Below are 17,982 nucleotides of genomic sequence, written 5' to 3'. Positions count from 1 at the left end.
ATGGTTGCGAATGAACGTTGGCGGCTATCGATTGTTAAAAACTAACAGTCGCCTTTATCCAATAGTAATTTAAAATATCTTGAATGCATAGTGCTAGAGCTTATTAATACTTATTGAATCTGTTTCAAAGAGCCCTATCAGCTAATCATAAAGGTTAATCAGAAGAGTACCCATGACTGTGCCAAAAGAAAAAATTGCCCTGCTAGGCTTTGGCGATATTGCTAATCGTCTGTCGGCTCATTTAACAGACCATGAACTTGTCGGTGTTAAACGCTCCCCTCTCGAACACCCAACGGCAACGATCACCACAGCCGATTGTTGTGATGCCAAGGAAATACAGCAAGTGTTGTCTCAGGGGTTTGATGTGTTAGTAATGACATTCACTCCTACCGAGATGAGTGATGCGGGTTACCATCAAGGCTATGTCGCTCCCGTCAGTAATATACTACATGCGCTTGAAAAGCAGGTGGCTGTGGGTGTCCGCAAGCCACGCTTACTGCTCTTTGTATCAAGCACCAGCGTCTATGCCCAGCAAGATGGTCGCTGGATCGACGAGCAATCACCTACCGAGCCCGACAGTTATAGCGGTCAACGCTTGCTAGAAGCGGAGCGCTTAATTGCCGACAGCGGTTATCCCTATTGCCACGTACGATTTTCGGGTATCTATGGTCGCGGCCGAGGCCATGTCGTCGAACAGGTGATCGCGGGCAAAGGATCGCCTTTCGAGCCACCTATTTACACCAATCGTATTCACGCGGATGATTGTGCAGGGGTACTTGCGCATCTTATTCACCTATCCACAGAGAAGCGATTACCGCCGGTAATGATCGCCAGTGATAGCCACCCCGCCCCATTACACGAAGTCAAAGACTGGATGCGCAGTGCACTGGGCTTGCCTGAGAATCACTTTACCGAATGCGCGCCATTAGCTGCTCGCACCCGTCGCAGTAATAAGCGCTGTCGTAATCAGCAGTTACTGGATAGTGGTTATGTATTGACGTATCCCAGTTTTAAAGAGGGCTATGCGCCTTGGTTGGCAAATATCTAATCGAGTAATAAAGGAAGAAAAATGTTTATTGTATCTATCAGTTACCGTGTCGAGCTATCGGCTGTCGATGCCCATATCCCAGAGCATGTGGCGTTCTTAGAAAAGTATTATGCTTCAGGCCACTTTATTGCATCGGGCAGAAAAGAACCTAGAACAGGCGGCGTTATTATTGCCAACGCTGAGAGTCGACAAGTGATAGAGCAAATTTTAGCGGAAGACCCCTTTGCAAAAGCCGGCATTGCAGATTATGACATTACTGAGTTTTTGCCGACTAAAATGGCAGAGGGGTTTGAGCGGTTTATGAAAGAATGAAGTGTCAGCCATGCTAAACGACATGGCTGATGACGTGACGATTTAAATAACCATAATACCGTCAGCTTCAACCACTGCGCCTTTGGGCAGCTCTTTAACGCCGATGGCGGCACGTGCAGGATAAGGTTCTGTAAAATATTGAGCCATGATTTCACTGACGGTGGCAAAGTTGCTGAGGTCAGTCAAAAATACATTGAGCTTAACAATATCGGCCAGTGATCCGTCGGCCGCTTCGCAGACCGCTTGTAAGTTTTTAAAGACTTGATGGGTTTGTGCTGCAAAATCACCCTCCATTAATTCCATTGTTTCTGGGTTTAATGGAATCTGCCCTGATAAGTAAACAGTATTGTTGGCTTTAACGGCCTGCGAATAAGTACCGATGGCTTTAGGGGCTTTATCGGTATTAATGATGGCTTTATTAGTCATAATTTTCTCGAAATAAATCAGTTAGACGAATGAGTGATCGAGCATCATCAGATGCCGTTGAACAAAGTAGCAGCAGTGTATCATTCGATAGATGTGGCGAAAACCGCTTATCAATAACCACACGTTATACGGCCTATTTTGGTGACAGCTTATTTACTGTTGGCATTGCGTACAATACACCGTTGCCCGTTGCGCCTGCCGTATTTCCTTGAGAGGTTTTGTGCATTGGGTACAAGGCTCACCACCGCGACCATAAACATGTAATTGCTGAGCAAAGTAGCCCGGTTTGCCATCGCCGCCGACAAAATCGCGCAATGTGGTTCCCCCTTGGGTGATGGATCGTTGCAGTACCGTTTTTATATCCGTCACCCATCGTTCACATTGTTTTCGTGTGAGTTTTTCCGCGGCTTTTGTGGGGCGAATACCGGCGGTAAATAATGATTCATTGGCATAAATATTACCCACGCCCACCACGATGTGGCTGTCCATAATAAAGGTTTTAACCTCTTTTTTACGCTTGCGGCTGCGCTGAAAAAGATACTCGCTGGTAAAGTCATCTGATAGGGGTTCGGGGCCTAGTTTGGCAATGAGTTTATGTTGGAAGGGATCATCAGTTGTCCATAATACGGAACCGAACCGTCGGGGGTCATGAAATCGCAAAGCAATATTCGCTGAAAAAACAATATCAATATGGTCGTGCTTTTGTGGTGGCTCTTTTTTACTATCCACAATGCGTAAACTACCCGACATGCCCAGGTGAATGAGTAGGTGCCCCTGCACAAACTCTAGCAATAAATATTTTCCTCGGCGGTGTACAGCGCGTAAGGTTTTTTTGGCTAAGTAGGTGGGTAATTGCGGATCGACAGGCCAACGTAATTGGTGGTGTCGTATCACGATGTGGCTCACACGCTTGCCTTCTATATGCGGGGCAATGCCTCGTCGGGTTGTTTCAACTTCGGGTAGTTCTGGCATCGGAATATCTTTTTCTGTTCTATGAGTGCATGTGCAATGTGTTTCTTATGATAGCATTGAATCAACGCTATACTCACAGGGTTTATGGATTCTAGACAGCAATGATAGTCGATCAAATAATGAATAAAACAGTTCAAGGGATATGGAGTGTCTCGCTCTGGTTACTATCACTATTATTTGTATGGCTTGTTTTAGCTCAGCATTCCTTTTTGTATGCGCAGTGGTATCAGCTGCTGAACATTGATCAAACCATCGAAGAGTACGCGCCACAAAATCGTTTTGGTCGTCATAATTTTACGTTAACAGATGATGATGAACGTGAGCGATTATTTGCAGAAATTGTTGTGGCGATTCATCAAGAGGGTAATGGTTTATCATCTATTGAGTACCGCTTGCCCGATAACACTACGACACCGTTGTTAACCAATAATGAAATACTACACTTGCAGGATGTGGCCTCACTTATTGCTGTTTTAACCATAGTGATGAAAGGGGTTGCGATTGTTTTTATGGCTTCTTCATTTTTCTTACGCCAAAAAAATAGTGTTATAGCACCCTTATATAAGCATTGGCAGTATGCAGGTTTTTTATTATTGCTGTTAGTTACCGCGAGTATGATTTTTGGTGTTAAAAATATTTTTTATTGGCTACATACGCTGATTTTTCCAAAAGAACACCCATGGTTTTTTTATTATCAAGATTCGTTGATGTCGACACTGATGCAAGCGCCGGTGATTTTCTTGCCGATTATGCTAGTGTTATTGTCGGGTACTTTTTTATTGTGGAGTGTTGTGTTGATGTTTTATCGGCGCTTGTTATAGATTTTTAAACTCTAGATTAGCTTGATAAATCAAGAGTAAGCAGGCATAAAAAAACCCGAACAAGTCGGGTTTTTTGTGTGGCGAGTCAGCAAAAAATTATTTGATTTTTGCTTCTTTGTAGATCACGTGCTTGCGAGCAACAGGATCGTACTTTTTGATTTCCATTTTCTCAGGCATGTTGCGCTTATTTTTATCCGTAGTATAAAAATGGCCAGTGCCTGCACTTGAGTTCAAACGAATTTTATCACGCATGGTGTTATCCTCTTTTTAGGCTCGTTTTCGGTTAATTACACTTTTTCGCCGCGAGAGCGAAGATCTTCTAGTACCGATTCGATACCTTTTTTATCAATGATACGCATGCCTTTAGTGGATACACGTAGCTTAACAAAACGTTTTTCAGACTCTACCCAAAAACGGTGAGAGTGTAGATTAGGCAAAAAACGACGTTTAGTGTGGTTTTTTGCGTGAGAAACATTGTTTCCCGTTACAGGGCGTTTGCCAGTAACTTGACATACTTTAGACATGATATTGCCTCTATTAATGAGCTAATCGTTTTAAATAAACCATTGTCGCGTCGTAGAGTTTGCTAAAGCCGATACGCCGCACAGTAAAATGGGTGAAAGTCGTAGTCTTTCCAGTTTTTAGAGTCGTCATAAATCGTAACTTAAGGCAATGCCGCTGCTTATTGTTATCGATTAAGATAACCTGCACCAATACTGTAAAAAACAGTATATTCTCGCCTAGTTAGAGACTACCCTCAAAAAGAGCCGCGTTTTATACCAAAATGTCTGGGCAATAGCAATAAATAGTTAAAAAACAGCCAGATTTTTTGCGTATATACCGAGATATGGTTGGTTTTCGGTCATTGTGACACTCTTTGTTGTTGTAACTGAATATACCCGCTATAGCCAACCTCGTTCAGCAAAAGAACATAGCTGTCCATCGCCGACAACTATGTGGTCAAGTACGCTAACATCAATTAGCTGTAAGCTATCAATCAATTGTTGAGTGATATGACGGTCTGATTGGCTAGGCTCTGCAACACCTGACGGATGGTTATGGGCAAAAATAACGGCAACGGCATTGCAATCAAGTGCTAATTTCACCACTTCTCTGGGGTAGACGCTCGCGGCATTGACTGTGCCAAAAAACATTTCTTGATATCTTAGTAACTGGTGTCGGCTATCTAAAAAAAGCCCTGCGAAAACTTCTTGCTGTCGATGGCGAAGCTGTGAGGATAGGTAATCTTTTACCTTTTCTGACTGGCTGAAAATATCTCCAGTCGTCAGGCTTTCTGCCAGATGGCGTTTCGCCATTTCTAGCACCGCTTGTAGTTGTGCATAACTCGCGTCACCCAAGCCTTTACCTTGGCAGAAAGTCCGATGATCTGCGCTGAGAATGGCACGTAAGTCACCAAAATCATTGAGTAAGCGACGAGCGAGGTCAACGGCGGATAAGCCAGCGCAGCCCGTTCGTAAAAATATAGCCAAGAGTTCGGCATCTGATAGTGTCGAGGCGCCACTTGTGAGTAGTTTTTCGCGAGGGCGTTCGGCCACAGGCCAATCGTTAATTGCCATAATTTCATCCTTGAAGTGATTATTGTTTGTTGTCTTTTGATAGCGACTGCTTACCGAGTAATCATCTAAATACCTGATGATTGAGCCTAATCAATAGCAAAATATGCCATGAAATAGTGTCGGCGCTGCTAACAAAATGTTATCGTAGCAGGCTAATACAGTGATGGGCAATGAGATAAGGCAAGCTATGGCAGCAACATTGACAAACCGGCGGGTATTACTCGGTGTATCAGGTGGTATTGCCGCTTATAAAAGTGCGGAATTAATTCGTCGTCTACAAGATTTGGGCGCTGATGTTCGTGTTGTTATGACGCGTGCCGCACAAGAGTTTATTACGCCGTTAACGCTGCAAGCGTTGTCTGGTAACCCAGTCCATGTCGATTTGTTAGATCCAGCCGCTGAAGCGGCTATGGGGCATATTGAGTTGGCTCGTTGGGCTGATGTGGTGGTGATTGCTCCTGCTAGTGCGGACGTGATTGCGCGTATCGCTCAAGGCAACGGCAATGATCTGCTGACAACGGCTTGCTTAGCACGACGCTGTGAGTTGATTGTCGCCCCCGCCATGAATGAAGCGATGTGGCACCACCAAGCAACACAAGACAATCTTGCGCAGTTGCAAGCTCGTGGTGTCCATCAAATAGGTCCAGCATCCGGTGGTCAAGCCTGTGGGGATGTGGGAATGGGGCGGATGTCGGAGCCGTCGGTGTTAGCTCAAGAAATTGCCAGCCACTTTGAGAGTGGCTGTTTGGCAGGTCAATCGGTGGTAATTACCGCGGGCCCTACTCGTGAAGCCATTGATCCGGTACGTTACATTAGTAACCACAGTTCCGGAAAAATGGGTTATGCATTGGCGCAAGCAGCGGTAGATGCGGGTGCGAATGTCACACTGATTAGCGGCCCTACCAATCTACCCTGCCCAGATCACGTAAAGCGCATCGACGTTATTTCTGCTGAAGAGATGTTTAACGCGAGTCAAGCAACGTTAGGCGCTTGTGATATTTTTATTGCTTCAGCCGCAGTGGCGGATTTTCGTCCCGCAACGGTTGCAGAGCAAAAAATGAAAAAAACCAGCGCGGAAGAAACCATGACTATTCATATGGTTAAAAATCCTGACATTGTGGCGAGTATTGCCGATATTGGGGGCGCCGAAAATCGGCCATTTGTTGTTGGTTTTGCTGCAGAGACACAAAATGTATTGGAGTACGCTAGTAATAAACTACAGCGCAAAAATCTCGATATGATTATCGCTAATGATGTTTCTGATTCAAAAATCGGGTTTAACAGCGATAATAATGCCATTACTATCATTACAAAAAATAATAATACGCAAACACTTGAAGCCAGCAAACGTCAGTTAGCTACAGAAATTATGACGCATATTGCTGAAGCGAAAGGCATTTGTAATAAAGGGTAATACCCATGAAGCCTATAAAAAACATTAGCTCACAGCGCCCTATTTGGCAGCAAGCGATAGTGGTATTTTTAGTCGCATGTTTAAGTGCGGGTATTGCTTATTATTTGTCGTGGTTGTGGATCGCTCACCCCGAAAGTGAACAACGATTTTCGCAGATTGTTGAGCGCAACGTAGAAGAATACAGCCAAAAAACACAAGCCTATTTAACCCGATTGAATAACACATTATCTGAATTCTCAGACTCTGTTCCTGAGTCTCTACTATTGCCCTCGCAGAATATTTCTACCGCCGATAATAGTTTGAGTGCTCAAATATCAACAGGGGTTGCCGGTGTAACTGAATTACCTGAAACAGATGCTCAAACATCACAACAATGGTTGAATGAAAAGACACCCGAATGGCAAGGCCTCCTGCCTGAAGCTATAGACTTTAAAATATTTTCTCATCAAGAAATTGAAACAATGACGTCATCATTGCGATTTGGTAGAGAAGAAATCGCAAGCACGCTAGTCGAATACGGTGTGAGTTTTTTATTTTTAGATATGGTGAATCGCCTCAACGATGGTCAAGTTGTTTATACCGAAGTGGCAAAAGTGCCTGGGACTCATCAATGGCAATTGCATCATGTAACGGCGATAGATAATAGCATCAATAATACACAGGGTATTCTATATACGGTATTAACCATTGATGGACTTTATAAATCTTGGGGCATGGTCAATACATTATTTGGACACATAATGTTGCAACAAAAGGTTGATCAGAGAGCACCACTAAGTTTTTTCAATATTGGCCAAGCGAGTAATAACTTAGATACTGTTACAGTAGATATTCCTCAAAGCTATTGGCAAATCACATATAAGCCATCAAAGGAATTACGGCGCAGTCAAAAATTGATTCCATTAAGAGTATGGATTATTACAACGATTAGCTTTTTGCTTGTTATATGCATAGGCGGCATACCTCTTTTACGTTCTTATGGCTCAAGTAAAGTAGCTGAAGAATTGCAGCGTGCTGCAAAAAATAAAAACTCAGACGTAAGTACTAAGCCGTTATCTAGTAAAAGCATCAAAAATATTGATGTGGCAGTCGATCACACAACACTTACAGCAGAGCATGCCGTTACAGAAAATGTTTCAGAAGCCTCAGGTGTTATCGTTCCAAGCAGCATTTTTCGTGCTTATGATATACGGGGAATAGCCTACGAAGAGCTATCATTAGATCTTGTATATGCTATTGGTCAAGCTTATGCAACAGAAGTATTACAGGCAGGGGATACTACCGTTGTTGTTGGTTGGGATGCACGAATGCATTCCCAAGAGTTTTCCGTCTGCTTAATTGAAGGTATTCATTCGACGGGTTGCCATACTTTACCTATCGGTGTTGTGCCTACCCCGCTGATGAATTTTACAGCGCAAGAATGCGATGCTACAAGTAGTGGCATTATTATTACGGCCAGCCATAATCCGAAAGAGTATAATGGCTGCAAAATGGTGATCAAAGGCCGAACATTGGTGGATGAAGATATTCAACGCCTAAAGAACCATATTACGTCTGGTGAAGCACAAAAGAATACAGCTGAAAAAGGACAGTCGATAACGATCGATTTATCACAAAAATATATTGATAAGATCGTGGGGGACGTTGCTGTTATTGATGGCTGGCGTGTGGTGGTGGATACTGCAAATGGTGCATCTAGTGAACTTGCTCCCCGTCTATTTAATGCTTTGCAATGTCAGACGCATAGTTTGTTTGGCGAATTTGATGGTGCTTTTCCTAATCATGATCCGGATCCTTCCGTTGAAAAAAATCTTCAATCATTAATTGAAGGAGTAAAAGAAAAGCAAGCCGACATTGGTTTTGCATTGGATGGTGATGGTGATCGTATTGTCGCGATTACAGGTTCAGGAAATATTATGTGGCCTGATCAGTTGATGATGCTTTTTGCTCAAGATATTGTTGCGCGTAATCCCGGCTGTGATGTTGTTTTTGATATCAAATGTACACAGCTATTAGCTCAAACAATTAGTGAGCACGGTGGTCGCCCAGTGATGTGGAAAACGGGCCATTCGCATATTAAAGCAAAGATGAAAGAAACGGGGGCATTATTAGGCGGAGAGTTCTCTGGGCATATTTTCTTCAAAGAACGTTGGTATGGTTTTGATGATGGCTTATATGCCGCTGCTCGTTTATTAGAAATTATGACGCTAACGGGTAAAACAGCGGACGAATTACTTGCTGAGTTACCCACACGATTATCGACCCCTGAAATTAAAATTCCTGTTGCAGAAGATAAAAAATTTGAGGTGATAGAAAAGCTCATTAGTACGGCAACATTTTCTAATGGACAAAAAATTACCATTGATGGTTTGCGTGTTGATTTTGCCGATGGCTGGGGCCTTGTGCGTGCTTCAAACACTGCGCCTGCACTAACATTACGCTTTGAGGCAGAAAACCAAGAGTCGCTTGATGCCATTAAGCAACAGTTTTCTCAAGCATTGAGCAGTGTCGATGACAATCTATGTACGGATTTTTAGAAAGTACGACTTGTTGCGCCTTTTTTATTATTTCGAGAACGCACCCAAATAATTTGATGAAACAAACCCTATTAATTATTTAAAAATAAGGAAACCTTCAATGACATTAAGTCTTGATAATGCAAAAAATGTTGCCAAAGTGCTTACCGAGGCTTTGCCATATATTCAACGTTTTACCAATAAAACGATTGTGGTAAAGTTTGGCGGCAATGCGATGGGTGATGAATCATTACAACAAAGTTTTGCAAGAGATATTGTGCTAATGAAATTGGTTGGAATGAATCCGGTTGTTGTGCACGGAGGCGGCCCACAAATTGGTTCGCTGTTGGAAAAATTAAATATTCAGTCTAATTTTATTGACGGTATGCGTGTCACGGATAGTGCAACAATGGATGTTGTTGAGATGGTACTTGGTGGTTCTGTTAACAAGCAAATAGTGAGTCTTATCAACAGCAACGGTGGTCAAGCTATCGGTATTTCTGGAAAAGATGGCAACCTTATTCGTGCAAAAAAACTGTCACTTAAAAAAGACGCAAAAGAAGGCATGAACGCGCCTGAAATTATTGATATTGGCCAAGTAGGTGAAGTCGCTTCTGTCAAAGTGGATGTTATTAGCACATTAACTGAAGGCAATTTTATTCCAGTTATTGCACCAATAGGCGTGGGGGATGATGGTGCATCTTACAACATTAATGCCGATTTAGTTGCGGGTAAAATTGCAGAAGTGTTAAAAGCAGAAAAGCTCATGTTGTTAACTAATGTTGCTGGTTTGCAGGATAAGTCTGGTGAGGTGTTGACAGGACTAAGTACGCAACAAGTTGATCACTTGATTGATGATGGCACCATTTATGGTGGTATGTTACCCAAAATTCAATGTGCATTAGATGCAGTGAAAGCCGGTGTCTCAAGCGCGCATATTATCGATGGTCGAGTTGCTCATGCGGTATTATTGGAGGTATTTACTGATGTTGGTGTTGGGACACTCATTACTAACCAAGTATAACGTAGGCTTTCGCTATATATGCCCGCAGTACATTATATTCTTTCGACCAAACTGTATTAAAGCGTATATCGTATGTAAATAGGTTGCTTTTTGTGCTTTTGTATAAGAAGTGTCTGACTAACACAATACATGACAATAATTAAAATGAATAAACCAGAAAAGAAAGTGTCTCGTCGCCAGCAAATTTTAGAGTCGCTAGCTGCGATGTTAGAAGAGTCTCCCGGTGCCAGAATTACCACGGCGTCATTAGCTAAAAAAGTCGGTGTATCAGAGGCGGCGCTGTATCGCCACTTTCCCAGTAAAACAAAAATGTTTGAAGGCTTAATTGAATTTATAGAAGACACGATTTTCACTAATGTGAACACTATCCATAAAAGTGATGCTGGTGCTGCAGCACAATGTGAGCAAGTGCTTTTACTCTTACTAGTATTTTGTGAGCGCAATCCGGGTATTACTCGTATACTGACCGGTGATGCTATCACGGGCGAAACAGACCGTTTGCGTCAGCGCGTAATACAATTTTTTGAGCGCTTAGAGACACAGCTTAAGCAGATTTTGAGAGAGGCAGAAATGAAGGAAGGTCTAAGAACAGTGCTTCCTCCAAATATAGCAGCCAATAGTTTGCTAGCGATTGCTGAAGGCCGAATTGCACAATATGTGCGTAGTGAGTTTAAGCGTTTGCCCACTACTCATTGGTCAGAACAACTTGCGGTAGTGATGACTAGTTTTTTCCGTGAGAAGGCATTGGTAAAATAATTGATTGATCGATTTTTAAGTGGGGTATACTTATACTATTGGTTGATGATTACTTTAAATCGATCAATGTCTTTTTGATATTTACTGACAATATCAGTTCTTCTTGCTTGTCTTTTTCCGATTTCCTGTTCAATGAAATCACGATCTGCTTGCAGTCTCGCCATTGATGCCAGAGTTTCTTTTGGAATAGTTTCACCTTGACGTTCATTGGCTGCGGCTTCTGCTTGATAATACTTTATAGTTTTTGAAATATTTTCCAGCGTTAGTTGAAGTGAAGTGATGCTATTATCGATACCTTTTAAACGTCGCTTTTTTGTTGACTCGATATCCTTCACGCTATGGTATCGAGAGCGTAGCTCTTGATCCCACTTATCGAGCCTTTCCTGTTCGACACGTGCTTTTCTTTTTTGCTCCTTTTCAGCGGGGCTTAGCTCAGCAGGCACGGTTTTTACAATATTGCCTCGACTGTCAATGACATCGTATCCTTTGGCAGCATAATAGGGTGATATCACATCTGAAATAACTTTTGTGCCCTGATCATTTTCATAGCGATAGAGTGTATTGTTTGCCTGTATTGCGCTAGTGATTACACATAGCACCAAAGCAGCGATTAGCATTAAAAGGTGTTCACGGTATCTATTTATCATGGTATCACTCTAGTTAATGTTTTATCGATTGTCGATATGCAGAGGTTGTTACTATAAGCATCATATAGCCATCTACAGCCTAAACACCGTAGCGCTCACGATAGCTTTCCATCGTTGCGACAAAGTGGTCATTGCCTTTCTTACGCATATATTCAATGATGTTATCTAGGCTAACAATACTGATAACAGGCATACCATACGCTTGTTCGACCTCTTGAATGGCAGATAATTCACCATTGCCTCGTTCTTGTCGATTCACACCGATGAGGACGGCAGCGGGTCTGGCATCTGCTTGATGGATTATATCGATAACCTCGCGTACAGCGGTTCCTGCGGTAATTACATCATCAATAATAGCAATATTACCTTGTAGTGGTGCCCCCACCAATGAGCCACCCTCTCCATGGTTTTTTGCTTCTTTACGGTTATAGCAAAAGGGAAGGTCTTTGTTATATTTTGAGGCGAGCGTACCTGCAGTTATCGCTGCAAGAGGAATGCCTTTATAGGCTGGGCCAAATATCATATCAACGTCAACATCAGCAGCTATCAATGCTGCGGCATAGGCTTCTCCCAGTGCCGCCAGCGCTGCGCCGGTTTGGAAGCGTCCTGCATTAAAAAAATAAGGGCTAATGCGACCCGATTTTAGGGTAAACTCACCAAAGCACAGTGCTTCGTGTTTAATGGCTAGCTCTATAAACTGCTGTTGGAACGGCTGCATTGTAAAATCCTAGAATTCGACTAAATTAAATGTAATAAAAACAATAAGGCATATTTTAAAAGTAGTGTGATCCAGACATACCGTCTATTTCAGTATTTTTACAGCGCACAGGCAGTTTGCGCTTTGCAATTTCACTATTTTCGGTATTATACGCGCCTTATAATAAGGGTACATTATGCGAATAATTAGTCTCAGTGTCGATGGCCTCCATCAGGCTGCTCAAAGAGGCCTCTATGATTGGTTGGCAGAACAAGATGCAGACATCATTTGTCTGCAGGATTTGCGTTGTCTTGAATATGAAACCGATGATGATATTTTTCATCCGGAAGGCTATAACGCTTATTTCTTTGATTCAGGGACGAAACACTATAATGGCGTCGCTATCTATTCTCGCGCTATGCCTAAGGCGCTTATCTATGGTTTAGGGTTTTCTAGCGGTGTGGATATGGAAGGCCGTTACCTACAGATTGACTTTGACCAAATCAGTATCGGCTCGTTATTGGCACCATCAGCGTTTTCGAATATCGAGTCACATGAGGTTAAAGCGCAATTTTTTGATGATTTACAGGCGCACCTGACCAAAATTTCTCGTAAGCGACGCGACTTCATCTTTTGTGGTAATTGGGCGATTGCACCCAAAGAGCAGGATGTATCAAACCCTGAGCAACAAAAAAATCAATCAGGTTTTCTTCCGGAAGAAAAACAATGGATGTCTCAACTAGGCGGTATTGGCTATGTTGATGCGTTTCGCCAAGGCAATGCCGATGCTGACGAATACAGCTGGTGGCCGAGTGGTGAGCAAGGAAAAGGCGATGCATGGCGAACAGATTTGCAAATTGCATCAGCATCGTTAAAGAACCAAGTTGAATACGCGGTCATCTATAAAAAACAGCAGTTTTCTAGTCACTTAGCCGTTATTGTTGATTACGATTTTGAGCTAGAGCCTGACTTTTAGTGGAAATTAACAAAGGGTGGTAAGGTGTATTGCCTTATCGCTTTCTGTTTAAGGCGAAGGATTGTCACCTACCCAACTTCCCTTTATTTTTCAATTTCACATCTATTTCACATCTATATCACAATGTTTTGACACTCTTTTTCGTATGCTTGGCCAATATTAATTTATTGGAGAGTAGATATGAAAATAGTTATTGCAAGTACACTAATAGCGACTAGCTTAATGCCGTGCTGGCTCTATGCTGAAGACAACAAAGAGGGCTGGTCGTTTGCAGTGGATTTGGGTGTTGAGCGCGAGGTTGAATATCATGGTTCTAGTGAACATGAAACCGAAGCAGACGTAGGTATTCAAGCGGATTATCAATCGGGAAATGGGTGGGAATTTTCATCGAATATTCTTCATAATCAATTACGCTTTACCTTGTCAGACCGATGGACCCAAGCCTTATGGATAAACTATGAGGAAGGGCGTAAAGAGTCGGACAGCTCTAAGGGTAAATTGGCGGGCTTAGGCGATATTGATAGCAGTATAGAGCTAGGAGCCGGCCTTATTTATAAGGCGACAGACCGGTTAGATCTTTATTTGGCGGGACAAACATATGCTAGCGATGATGTAAAAAAAGGCAGCGTAGGTTTTCTAGGTGCCGATTACGCTTTGATTGATAGTGATCGATTCTCCTTAAATATCAATGCTGATATTAGCTTTGCAGACAGTGAGCACTTGCAAACAGAATTTGGCATCAGTGAAACTCAAGCAGCAAATTCCGTCTATAGTGCTTATAAGATTTCTTCAGGGATTAAGTCTTATGGTATCAAAGTGCACTCTAATTATGAGTTAACCCCTCGATGGAATTTGCATGCGGGTATCGACTACGAAGTACTTGCCGGCGATAGTGTAGATAGCCCATTAATTCAAGCGGGTGATGATACAGAAGCTGAAGTGAGCTTAGGCGTGAGCTACCATTTTTAATAATGAGTGATTAATATGACAATCAATACCGATGTATTTGATGTGCTATTAGTAGAAGATCATCAAGATATTGCAGAAAATATCGTATTGTTTTTAGAGCGTAACCATATGATTGATCATGCGTATAGCGCGGGTCAGGCACGTACGTTATTGTCGGTTAATCACTATGATATTATTATTCTCGATATTATGTTACCTGATGCTGACGGTTTTGCATTGGCACGTGAAATTAGAGAGGATTTGAAAAAAACAACGCCTATTATTTTCCTAACAGCCAGAGATTCTCTTGAAGATAAGAAACGAGGATTCTCTCTTGGTGCCGATGACTATATGACAAAACCGTTTGATTTGGAGGAGTTGGCTCTGCGCTTATCGGCACTTTATCGGCGAGCGTATGGCTTAACTAATGATACGATAATTTTAGGTAAGTGGGCAGTAAATGAAAGCAGCTTTATGATTACCTATGATGAAAAAATAGTTGAAACAACCAAAATAGGCTTTAATATATTTAAAGCATTGGTGATGCATCACCCTAATATTATTACACGAAAAAAATTAGAAAAATTATTATGGTTTGATTCGCCACCCGATAGTGATTCTCTTCGTAGCCATATTTTCTTGTTGAGAAAAGCAATTGCCAAAGTCCATTATCAACCTGTTATTAAAACTGTTCATGGTATAGGTTTTACATTGCAAATTGAGAAAAAACTGTGCGATTAAGAAGTGTCTTGCTTAATAAATTTTTTAGTTTGCAAATGATTATTGTGATATTAAGTTTATTGCTTTGTATAGACTTATTTTTTAAAGCTGAAGATACATTTCATGAGTCTTTTTTGCGTACAGAAATGGATGCGATAATGGATGGCTATCAATATGGAGAGGTCAATAAATTACCGAAAAGTAGAACGTTAAAAGGGTTTGAAGGTATTGAAAATGTGCCTTCAAATTATCAAACACTCGTTCGTGAATTACCAGAAGGAGTTTATGAATTGTCTTTGGAGGGGCAGCCGGGTTTTGCAGAAGAAGCAGAAATTAGAGTCGCTGTTGCTAATATAGAAAACGCAACGTCTTCGATATATCTCATATCAAATCTTCCAGACGGCTCGGGTGAAAGCCTGTTAACCAGAGATATGTTTTGGCTAATAGCATTATATTTTTCTATTGTTGCTTGTTTTGGACTTTGGTTTTCGTGGGTTTTATCTAAGAAAGCATCCATTCCTTTGGAAATATTAGCTGCAGCAGTCTCAGGAAAAAGAATTCCTGATAACTTATTTAGTAACAAGCCTCCGGTCGATGAAATTAATGCGCTTCATCAGGAAATTATTACTAGAGAGATGCGCATTAATAAATTTATTCGCCGCGAAAAAAATACTATACGAAATATCAGTCATGAGTTACGTACACCGATGACTGTGTTGAGCAGTTCGTTGAGTTTGCTGAAAGTGAGCGAAAAAAGAAAGTTGAATAAAGAAAAAATGATGCAAAAAATGCAATATGCGATTGATGATGTGACCGCAACTATTGATGCATTTTTATGGTTAGGGCGAGAAGGTGATTGTCAAGAAGAGCATTTAAGTTGTGGTACGACATCAGTGAATAAAGCCATTGAGCGTTATCAACATATCGTAAGCGGAAAGCCAATTACGTTGGTAGTTAATTGTGAAAAATCAGTAATGATAACTTGTAAAGACGCTATTTTTTATATTGTTATCTCAAATTTGATACGTAATGCTTTCACTTATACCGAAGAAGGCAATATTACGATTACACTAATGAATAATATATTTTCTGTTACTGATACCGGCCCCGGGATTGTTGATAAAAAAATAGTAAACACTCATCAAGGGTTTGGTTATGGGCTCGATATAGTGAATCAAGTGTGCGCGCAAATGGGGTGGTGTTTTAATGTTATGCATAACGAAGAGGAGAAGGGAACACAGGCTTTGGTTAGTTTTAACTAATCCGTCTTTGGTTGATGCTTGCTTTTTTCGCTCATCGTAGAGTGGTCAGTAATCGGAGTCCACTATCCATGTGGTAATAATGTAATACGGGCTCGTTGTTATTCAGCTAAACAAGCTAACTGAGCAGCATTGAGCTCCTTAATGCCTTTTTTGGCGAGTGTTAACATTTGCATAAACTCTGTTTCACTAAACGGCTCGCCTTCAGCGGTGCCCTGTATCTCAATCATGCCGCCGTCATCAGCCATCACAATATTCATATCGGTATCTGCACTGGAATCTTCTGGGTAATCAAGATCTAGTACTGCTTCTCCTTCATAAATACCAACAGAAATAGAGGCAATCATGCGCGTCAGTGGGCTAGAAGCAAGAGTGCCATTCTCTACGAGTTTGTTGAGCGCGTGTGCAAGGGCTACACAAGCGCCTGTGATTGAAGCGGTACGTGTACCACCATCGGCCTGAATAACATCACAATCAATAGTAATGGTACGCTCACCAAGCGCTTCTAAATCAACGGCTGCTCGCAACGAACGACCAATCAGGCGTTGAATTTCTACGGTGCGTCCGGTCTGTTTGCCGCGTGCGGCTTCGCGGTTCATTCGTGAATGAGTTGAACGGGGTAGCATGCCATATTCAGCGGTAATCCAGCCTTTTCCTTGTCCCCGTAAAAAACTAGGCACATGATTATCAATACTGGCCGTACAAATAACTTTGGTTTCGCCAAACGCTATTAATACCGAGCCTTCCGCATGTTTGGTGAAGTCTTTTGTTAAATGGATGCTGCGTGTTTGATCATTTGCTCTGCCACTAGGACGATTCATATAGCTTGCCTCTTGAGATTTTTGACACGTGATTATTGGGTATGAGTGTGCCCTTAAATGGCTTCGCAGTGTACAGCAAAAGGCGAATCGGCGTTGTGCCTATGGTAGAATCACCTTCACTTTTTAATCGATACCTCGTATAAAAAAACCGCCATAACAAGTAATGGAAAATGTAGATGCCAAGTAGTATGACAGGCTTTGCTCGCCAAGAATCTCAGTCGACATGGGGAGTGCTAAGTTGTGAAATTCGTAGTGTCAATCAGCGTTACCTAGAACCAACCATTCGTTTACCCGAATTGCTGCGCTCGTTAGAGCCTGCTATTCGAGAAGCCTGTCGTCGCCAATTACAGCGCGGTAAAGTAGAGATTACTCTTCAGTTGACGTTTGATGACGCACAAGAGCAGCAACTTTCTGTGAACACCGCTCTCGTAGAGCAATTGATGAAAGCGAGCGCCGATATAGCCCAAGCAGCAACACATCCCATCGCCCCATTAGACCCTTTACAAGTGTTGCAATGGCCGGGCGTGTTAACGAAAGCGACAATCAACAAAGAGGTAATATCTGAAGCTGCACAAGCCCTTTTTGAGAACACTCTATCGTTGCTCGTCGACCACAGAGTTAGAGAAGGAGAGGCGTTACAGTCCCATATAGAAGAGCGTCTAGGTGCGATTAACGAATACATTGCATCGATTCGAGAACAAATGCCTATTATATTACTCACTCAAAAAGAAAAGCTGTCGCAGCGTCTGAGCGATATGGAAGTGAATGTAGAGCCAGAAAGACTGGCACAAGAAGTGGCAATACTCGCGAACAAAGCTGATATTGATGAAGAGCTTGACCGGTTAAGCGTTCATATTACAGAAATTCGTCATATACTACGCCAACAGGGAGCAATAGGCCGCCGACTAGATTTTATGATGCAAGAACTTAACCGCGAAGCGAATACGCTATCTTCAAAAGCGATTCACGCTGATACCACGCAAGCGGCAGTATCACTAAAAGTATTAATTGAGCAAATGCGCGAGCAGATTCAGAATATAGAGTAAGT

20 protein-coding genes are annotated in these 17,982 nt (G+C 42.1%); 12 read left to right on the top strand and 8 right to left on the bottom strand.

Annotated elements, in window-relative coordinates; genetic code table 11:
- The first annotated feature begins 172 nt into the window (after nucleotides 1-172).
- Together ACZ5O6_RS12035 and ACZ5O6_RS12030 are read left to right on the top strand one after the other, a co-directional pair.
- Nucleotides 173-1,048, top strand: a complete 876-nt coding sequence (locus ACZ5O6_RS12035; protein WP_447092432.1) for an NAD-dependent epimerase/dehydratase family protein — start codon at nucleotides 173-175, stop codon at nucleotides 1,046-1,048.
- 21 nt (nucleotides 1,049-1,069) lie between these two features.
- The gene (locus tag ACZ5O6_RS12030) at nucleotides 1,070-1,360 is read left to right on the top strand and encodes a YciI family protein (RefSeq protein WP_447092431.1); all 291 of its coding nucleotides are present in this window, start codon (nucleotides 1,070-1,072) and stop codon (nucleotides 1,358-1,360) included.
- 42 nt (nucleotides 1,361-1,402) lie between these two features.
- On the opposite strand, the gene ACZ5O6_RS12025 is transcribed toward ACZ5O6_RS12030, so the two are convergent.
- Together ACZ5O6_RS12025 and mutM are read right to left on the bottom strand one after the other, a co-directional pair.
- A complete protein-coding gene (locus ACZ5O6_RS12025; protein WP_447092430.1) occupies nucleotides 1,403-1,786 on the bottom strand; it encodes a RidA family protein in 384 nt (127 codons plus the stop codon).
- A 153-nt stretch (nucleotides 1,787-1,939) separates the two neighbouring features.
- Entirely contained in the window at nucleotides 1,940-2,758 is an 819-nt protein-coding gene (gene mutM / locus ACZ5O6_RS12020; protein ID WP_447092429.1) for a bifunctional DNA-formamidopyrimidine glycosylase/DNA-(apurinic or apyrimidinic site) lyase, read from the bottom strand.
- Nucleotides 2,759-2,877: 119 nt separating this feature from the next.
- Between mutM and ACZ5O6_RS12015 the strand changes: the two genes are divergently transcribed.
- Nucleotides 2,878-3,579, top strand: a complete 702-nt coding sequence (locus ACZ5O6_RS12015; RefSeq protein WP_447092428.1) for a lipoprotein intramolecular transacylase Lit — start codon at nucleotides 2,878-2,880, stop codon at nucleotides 3,577-3,579.
- Nucleotides 3,580-3,675: 96 nt separating this feature from the next.
- Here the strand turns inward: ACZ5O6_RS12015 and rpmG are convergent, their stop codons facing one another.
- From rpmG to radC, 3 genes are all read right to left on the bottom strand, one after another.
- Entirely contained in the window at nucleotides 3,676-3,831 is a 156-nt protein-coding gene (rpmG, locus tag ACZ5O6_RS12010; RefSeq protein WP_009669105.1) for a 50S ribosomal protein L33, read from the bottom strand.
- 35 nt (nucleotides 3,832-3,866) lie between these two features.
- On the bottom strand, nucleotides 3,867-4,103 hold the full coding sequence (gene rpmB, locus ACZ5O6_RS12005; protein WP_447092427.1) for a 50S ribosomal protein L28: 237 nt from the start codon (nucleotides 4,101-4,103) through the stop codon (nucleotides 3,867-3,869).
- Nucleotides 4,104-4,481: 378 nt separating this feature from the next.
- Nucleotides 4,482-5,156 (bottom strand): RadC family protein, encoded by a 675-nt coding sequence (radC, locus tag ACZ5O6_RS12000; RefSeq protein ID WP_447092426.1) that lies wholly within the window; start codon nucleotides 5,154-5,156, stop codon nucleotides 4,482-4,484.
- A 187-nt stretch (nucleotides 5,157-5,343) separates the two neighbouring features.
- Between radC and coaBC the strand changes: the two genes are divergently transcribed.
- The 4 genes from coaBC (at nucleotide 5,344) to slmA (ending at nucleotide 10,866) form a co-directional block, all read left to right on the top strand.
- Nucleotides 5,344-6,570, top strand: a complete 1,227-nt coding sequence (coaBC, locus tag ACZ5O6_RS11995; RefSeq protein WP_447092425.1) for a bifunctional phosphopantothenoylcysteine decarboxylase/phosphopantothenate--cysteine ligase CoaBC — start codon at nucleotides 5,344-5,346, stop codon at nucleotides 6,568-6,570.
- 5 nt (nucleotides 6,571-6,575) lie between these two features.
- Nucleotides 6,576-9,107, top strand: a complete 2,532-nt coding sequence (locus tag ACZ5O6_RS11990) for a phosphomannomutase/phosphoglucomutase (RefSeq protein WP_447092424.1) — start codon at nucleotides 6,576-6,578, stop codon at nucleotides 9,105-9,107.
- A gap of 100 nt (nucleotides 9,108-9,207) precedes the next feature.
- The gene (argB, locus tag ACZ5O6_RS11985) at nucleotides 9,208-10,110 is read left to right on the top strand and encodes an acetylglutamate kinase (RefSeq protein WP_447092423.1); all 903 of its coding nucleotides are present in this window, start codon (nucleotides 9,208-9,210) and stop codon (nucleotides 10,108-10,110) included.
- Between the two features lie 144 nt (nucleotides 10,111-10,254).
- The gene (gene slmA / locus ACZ5O6_RS11980; RefSeq protein ID WP_447092422.1) at nucleotides 10,255-10,866 is read left to right on the top strand and encodes a nucleoid occlusion factor SlmA; all 612 of its coding nucleotides are present in this window, start codon (nucleotides 10,255-10,257) and stop codon (nucleotides 10,864-10,866) included.
- Between the two features lie 35 nt (nucleotides 10,867-10,901).
- On the opposite strand, the gene ACZ5O6_RS11975 is transcribed toward slmA, so the two are convergent.
- Both ACZ5O6_RS11975 and pyrE read right to left on the bottom strand, forming a co-directional pair.
- Nucleotides 10,902-11,513, bottom strand: a complete 612-nt coding sequence (locus ACZ5O6_RS11975) for a hypothetical protein (RefSeq protein WP_447092421.1) — start codon at nucleotides 11,511-11,513, stop codon at nucleotides 10,902-10,904.
- A 79-nt stretch (nucleotides 11,514-11,592) separates the two neighbouring features.
- Nucleotides 11,593-12,231, bottom strand: coding sequence for an orotate phosphoribosyltransferase (pyrE, locus tag ACZ5O6_RS11970; protein ID WP_447092420.1), 639 nt, complete (start codon nucleotides 12,229-12,231; stop codon nucleotides 11,593-11,595).
- A 175-nt stretch (nucleotides 12,232-12,406) separates the two neighbouring features.
- Here pyrE and ACZ5O6_RS11965 point away from each other — a divergent pair, with 175 nt between their 5' ends.
- From ACZ5O6_RS11965 to ACZ5O6_RS11950, 4 genes are all read left to right on the top strand, one after another.
- A complete protein-coding gene (locus tag ACZ5O6_RS11965) occupies nucleotides 12,407-13,186 on the top strand; it encodes an exodeoxyribonuclease III (RefSeq protein ID WP_447092419.1) in 780 nt (259 codons plus the stop codon).
- 180 nt (nucleotides 13,187-13,366) lie between these two features.
- Complete coding sequence (locus ACZ5O6_RS11960) at nucleotides 13,367-14,155, top strand: MipA/OmpV family protein (protein ID WP_447092418.1); 789 nt, start codon at nucleotides 13,367-13,369, stop codon at nucleotides 14,153-14,155.
- 15 nt (nucleotides 14,156-14,170) lie between these two features.
- The gene (locus tag ACZ5O6_RS11955; protein WP_447092417.1) at nucleotides 14,171-14,875 is read left to right on the top strand and encodes a response regulator transcription factor; all 705 of its coding nucleotides are present in this window, start codon (nucleotides 14,171-14,173) and stop codon (nucleotides 14,873-14,875) included.
- 35 nt (nucleotides 14,876-14,910) lie between these two features.
- Nucleotides 14,911-16,116, top strand: a complete 1,206-nt coding sequence (locus ACZ5O6_RS11950) for a sensor histidine kinase (RefSeq protein WP_464283517.1) — start codon at nucleotides 14,911-14,913, stop codon at nucleotides 16,114-16,116.
- Between the two features lie 98 nt (nucleotides 16,117-16,214).
- Here ACZ5O6_RS11950 and rph read toward each other — a convergent pair whose 3' ends face one another.
- Nucleotides 16,215-16,934, bottom strand: coding sequence for a ribonuclease PH (rph, locus tag ACZ5O6_RS11945; RefSeq protein ID WP_447092415.1), 720 nt, complete (start codon nucleotides 16,932-16,934; stop codon nucleotides 16,215-16,217).
- Between the two features lie 176 nt (nucleotides 16,935-17,110).
- Here rph and ACZ5O6_RS11940 point away from each other — a divergent pair, with 176 nt between their 5' ends.
- Complete coding sequence (locus ACZ5O6_RS11940) at nucleotides 17,111-17,980, top strand: YicC/YloC family endoribonuclease (protein WP_447092414.1); 870 nt, start codon at nucleotides 17,111-17,113, stop codon at nucleotides 17,978-17,980.
- The last annotated feature ends 2 nt before the right edge of the window (nucleotides 17,981-17,982 follow it).

Source organism: Eionea flava, assembly GCF_055393785.1.
The sequence above is the reverse complement of the archived record's forward strand: the minus strand, read 5'-3'. Positions and strand labels throughout refer to the sequence as shown.

Coding starts and splice junctions, on each gene's coding strand:
- rph (WP_447092415.1), bottom strand. CDS start 16,934: ATGAATCGTCCTAGTGGCAGAGCAAATGATCAAACACGCAGCATCCAT.
- radC (WP_447092426.1), bottom strand. CDS start 5,156: ATGGCAATTAACGATTGGCCTGTGGCCGAACGCCCTCGCGAAAAACTA.
- ACZ5O6_RS12030 (WP_447092431.1), top strand. CDS start 1,070: ATGTTTATTGTATCTATCAGTTACCGTGTCGAGCTATCGGCTGTCGAT.
- ACZ5O6_RS11960 (WP_447092418.1), top strand. CDS start 13,367: ATGAAAATAGTTATTGCAAGTACACTAATAGCGACTAGCTTAATGCCG.
- ACZ5O6_RS11990 (WP_447092424.1), top strand. CDS start 6,576: ATGAAGCCTATAAAAAACATTAGCTCACAGCGCCCTATTTGGCAGCAA.
- mutM (WP_447092429.1), bottom strand. CDS start 2,758: ATGCCAGAACTACCCGAAGTTGAAACAACCCGACGAGGCATTGCCCCG.
- coaBC (WP_447092425.1), top strand. CDS start 5,344: ATGGCAGCAACATTGACAAACCGGCGGGTATTACTCGGTGTATCAGGT.
- ACZ5O6_RS11940 (WP_447092414.1), top strand. CDS start 17,111: ATGCCAAGTAGTATGACAGGCTTTGCTCGCCAAGAATCTCAGTCGACA.
- rpmB (WP_447092427.1), bottom strand. CDS start 4,103: ATGTCTAAAGTATGTCAAGTTACTGGCAAACGCCCTGTAACGGGAAAC.
- ACZ5O6_RS11965 (WP_447092419.1), top strand. CDS start 12,407: ATGCGAATAATTAGTCTCAGTGTCGATGGCCTCCATCAGGCTGCTCAA.
- argB (WP_447092423.1), top strand. CDS start 9,208: ATGACATTAAGTCTTGATAATGCAAAAAATGTTGCCAAAGTGCTTACC.
- rpmG (WP_009669105.1), bottom strand. CDS start 3,831: ATGCGTGATAAAATTCGTTTGAACTCAAGTGCAGGCACTGGCCATTTT.
- ACZ5O6_RS11975 (WP_447092421.1), bottom strand. CDS start 11,513: ATGATAAATAGATACCGTGAACACCTTTTAATGCTAATCGCTGCTTTG.
- ACZ5O6_RS11950 (WP_464283517.1), top strand. CDS start 14,911: ATGATTATTGTGATATTAAGTTTATTGCTTTGTATAGACTTATTTTTT.
- slmA (WP_447092422.1), top strand. CDS start 10,255: ATGAATAAACCAGAAAAGAAAGTGTCTCGTCGCCAGCAAATTTTAGAG.
- ACZ5O6_RS12025 (WP_447092430.1), bottom strand. CDS start 1,786: ATGACTAATAAAGCCATCATTAATACCGATAAAGCCCCTAAAGCCATC.
- pyrE (WP_447092420.1), bottom strand. CDS start 12,231: ATGCAGCCGTTCCAACAGCAGTTTATAGAGCTAGCCATTAAACACGAA.
- ACZ5O6_RS12035 (WP_447092432.1), top strand. CDS start 173: ATGACTGTGCCAAAAGAAAAAATTGCCCTGCTAGGCTTTGGCGATATT.
- ACZ5O6_RS11955 (WP_447092417.1), top strand. CDS start 14,171: ATGACAATCAATACCGATGTATTTGATGTGCTATTAGTAGAAGATCAT.
- ACZ5O6_RS12015 (WP_447092428.1), top strand. CDS start 2,878: ATGAATAAAACAGTTCAAGGGATATGGAGTGTCTCGCTCTGGTTACTA.